This is a genomic window from Pseudomonas sp. SIMBA_067 (assembly GCF_046534675.1).
GTDB lineage: Bacteria > Pseudomonadota > Gammaproteobacteria > Pseudomonadales > Pseudomonadaceae > Aquipseudomonas > Aquipseudomonas putida.
Window position 1 is genome coordinate 1 of sequence record NZ_JAWRYH010000388.1, and the last position, 274, is coordinate 274.

General features: G+C 60.9%; 1 protein-coding gene. It reads left to right on the top strand.

Annotation, left to right across the window (positions count from 1 at the left end; genetic code table 11):
- The coding region (locus SB765_RS29560; protein ID WP_410932481.1) for a beta-galactosidase at nucleotides 1-274 on the top strand (274 nt) is incomplete at both ends.

Below are 274 nucleotides of genomic sequence, written 5' to 3' on the forward strand. Positions count from 1 at the left end.
GGCGTATCCGGAGGTATTGCGTGTGGGGCGCGATCGCGTGCCGGCTCTGCATGGTGGTCGTCATAACCACTGCATGACCTCGCCGGTGTATCGCCAGAAAGTGCAGGCGATGAACAGTCGGCTGGCGGCGCGCTATGCGCATCATCCGGCGGTGCTCGGCTGGCATATTTCCAATGAGTATGGCGGAGAATGTCATTGCGATCGCTGTCAGCAGGCGTTTCGCGGCTGGTTGCAGCGCCGTTATGAGACGCTGGAGAACCTGAATCTCGCCTGG